The sequence below is a fragment of the Pseudomonas sp. genome, assembly GCF_049645325.1.
Taxonomy (GTDB): Bacteria; Pseudomonadota; Gammaproteobacteria; order Pseudomonadales; family Pseudomonadaceae; genus Aquipseudomonas.
In genome coordinates, this window is the sequence record NZ_JBARTQ010000458.1 from 1 (window position 1) to 2,265 (window position 2,265).

Annotated in this window: 3 protein-coding genes; 1 reads left to right on the top strand and 2 read right to left on the bottom strand. The window is 62.5% G+C overall.

Features of this window, described 5'->3' with window-relative positions:
• Positions 1-104 precede the first annotated feature (104 nt).
• Together WBB95_RS19930 and WBB95_RS19935 are read right to left on the bottom strand one after the other, a co-directional pair.
• Positions 105-545: a type II 3-dehydroquinate dehydratase gene (locus WBB95_RS19930; protein ID WP_424489142.1), complete on the bottom strand. Its 441-nt coding sequence runs from the start codon at positions 543-545 to the stop codon at positions 105-107.
• 17 nt (positions 546-562) lie between these two features.
• Positions 563-985, bottom strand: a complete 423-nt coding sequence (locus WBB95_RS19935) for a RidA family protein (RefSeq protein WP_424489143.1) — start codon at positions 983-985, stop codon at positions 563-565.
• A gap of 183 nt (positions 986-1,168) precedes the next feature.
• Between WBB95_RS19935 and WBB95_RS19940 the strand changes: the two genes are divergently transcribed.
• The gene (locus tag WBB95_RS19940) at positions 1,169-2,143 is read left to right on the top strand and encodes a LysR family transcriptional regulator (RefSeq protein ID WP_424489144.1); all 975 of its coding nucleotides are present in this window, start codon (positions 1,169-1,171) and stop codon (positions 2,141-2,143) included.
• Positions 2,144-2,265: the final 122 nt, after the last annotated feature.

Below are 2,265 nucleotides of genomic sequence, written 5' to 3' on the forward strand. Positions count from 1 at the left end.
GGGCAAGCCCGCTCACCACAGAGAAACTGCTCACCACAGGAAAAAACGGTTCACCAGAAAGGTTGCTCATCACAAAAAAAGGCTCACCAGAGCGGGCCGTGTCGTTAAGGTTTCAGCAACGCGGCCACCGCCGTCAGCGCCAGCTCATAACCCAGCGCTCCCAGCCCGGCGATGACGCCGGTGGCCGCCTTGGACACGTACGAGTGATGCCGAAAGGGCTCGCGTTTCCAGAGGTTGCTCATGTGCGCTTCGATGATCGGGCCGTCGAATGCCAGCAGCGCGTCGAGGATCGGCACCGAGCTGTAGCTCAGCCCGGCGGCGTTGATCACGATGGCGTCGCTGTTTAGCCGGGCCTCTTGAATCCAGTCCACCAGCACGCCTTCGTGGTTGCTCTGGCGAAAGTCCAGGCTCAGGCCCAGTTCGGCGGCGTGGCGCTGGCAGCGGGCTTCGATGCTGGCGAAGCTTTCGCTGCCGTAGGTGCCGCTTTTGTCCAGCCCGTAGAGGTTGGCGTTGGGCCCGTTGAGGAAAAACACGCGAGAGGGCATGGCAGGCTCCAGGTTAATCATGGCTGCCAGTCATCCGGCACCACGGCGATCACGTCGATTTCCATCAGCCATTCCGGTTGGCCCAGGCCGGAAATCACCAGGCCGGTGGAGATCGGGAAGACGCCCTTGAGCCATTTGCCGACCTCCTGGTACACCGGTTCGCGGTAGCGCGGGTCGATCAGGTACGTGGTGGTCTTGACGATGTGCGACAGGTCGGAACCGGCCTCTTCCAGCAGTTGCTTGACGTTTTTCATCGCCTGCTCGGCTTGGGCTCGCGGGTCGCCGAGGCCCACCAGGTTGCCGTCGAAATCGGTGCCGATCTGCCCGCGCACATACACGGTGTTGCCGGCGCGCACGGCCTGGCACAGGTCGTTGTCCAGCGCCTGGTTGGGGTAGGTCTGTTGGGTGTTGAACATGCGGATGCGGGTGTGGGTGGGCATGGCGAGCAACTCGTTGGACGCGGGATGAAAGCAGCTTCACACCGCACCCGTTCCGGCGAAACCAGCATTTGCGCGGGGTAGTGCTTAGGAAAAACCGAAGCCCGTGCAGGTCATCGGCTCGCCCGTGACCCGGCACGAACCCTGCAACGTGACCTGTACAGTCATTGTTGAGGGGCAGGCGTAATGCTCAGTCGGATTACTCAGCGTCAACTGGAGTATTTTGTCGCGTCGGGAGAGGCGGGCAGCATCAGTGCTGCGGCTGAGCGCATTCACGTGTCATCGCCTTCCATCTCGGCGGCCATCACCCACATGGAAGCCGAGCTGGGCATCCAGCTGTTTATCCGCCATCACGCCCAGGGCATTTCGCTCACGGCGGTGGGGCGCCAGGTGATGCAGGAGGCCAAGCTGATCCTGGAGCAGATGACCAACCTCTACACCATCGCCTCGGAGTCATTGAACACGGTGCGCGGGCCGTTGCGGGTGGGGTGCCTGGAGTCGCTGGCGCCGATGATCACGCCGGAATTGGTGTTTGGTTTTGGCCGCGCGTTTCCCGGCGTGCGGCTGACCCAGGCTGAAGGCAACCACGAGGAATTGCTGGAAAAACTGCGCAGCGGCGAGCTCGATATCGCCCTGACGTATGACCTGGTGACCAGCCCGGACATCGACTTCCAGCCCCTGGCGCACCTGCCGCCGTACGTGATGGTCGGCGAATATCACCCGCTGGCGAGCTTGCCGGCGGTGAGCATGCAAGACCTTGAGGCTTATCCGGTGGTGCTGCTCGACACGCCCTGGAGCCGCGACTATTTCCTCAGCTTGTTCATGCAGGCGGGCACCACGCCGAACATCATCATGCGCTCCACCAACCTCGAAACGGTGCGTGCGATGGTCGGCAATGGCATTGGCTATTCCTTCGCGAATGCGCGGCCAAAATCCAATGTGTCGCAGGACGGCAAGCGCGTGATTCGCCTGCGTCTGGCGGGCTCGCATCGGCCGATGCGCCTGGGTTACGCCACGGCCAGCAACACCCAGCTGTCGCGCGTGGTCTCGGCGTTTGCCGAGCGCTGCCGCCTGTTTGTGTCCGACCAATACATCCCCGGCATGGCGCCGCCGAGCTTTTTTGATCCGCATGCGGTGCGGGTGTTGAGCGGTGTGAGCTGAAATTGCACCAAAAGGCAGCGCGCACGACGTTGCTGATTCAGGCGTGCACCCTTTTGGCCAGAACACCTATTGCCGGAATACAGAGGGACCCCTGTGGGAGCGGGCTTGCTCGCGAATGCGGT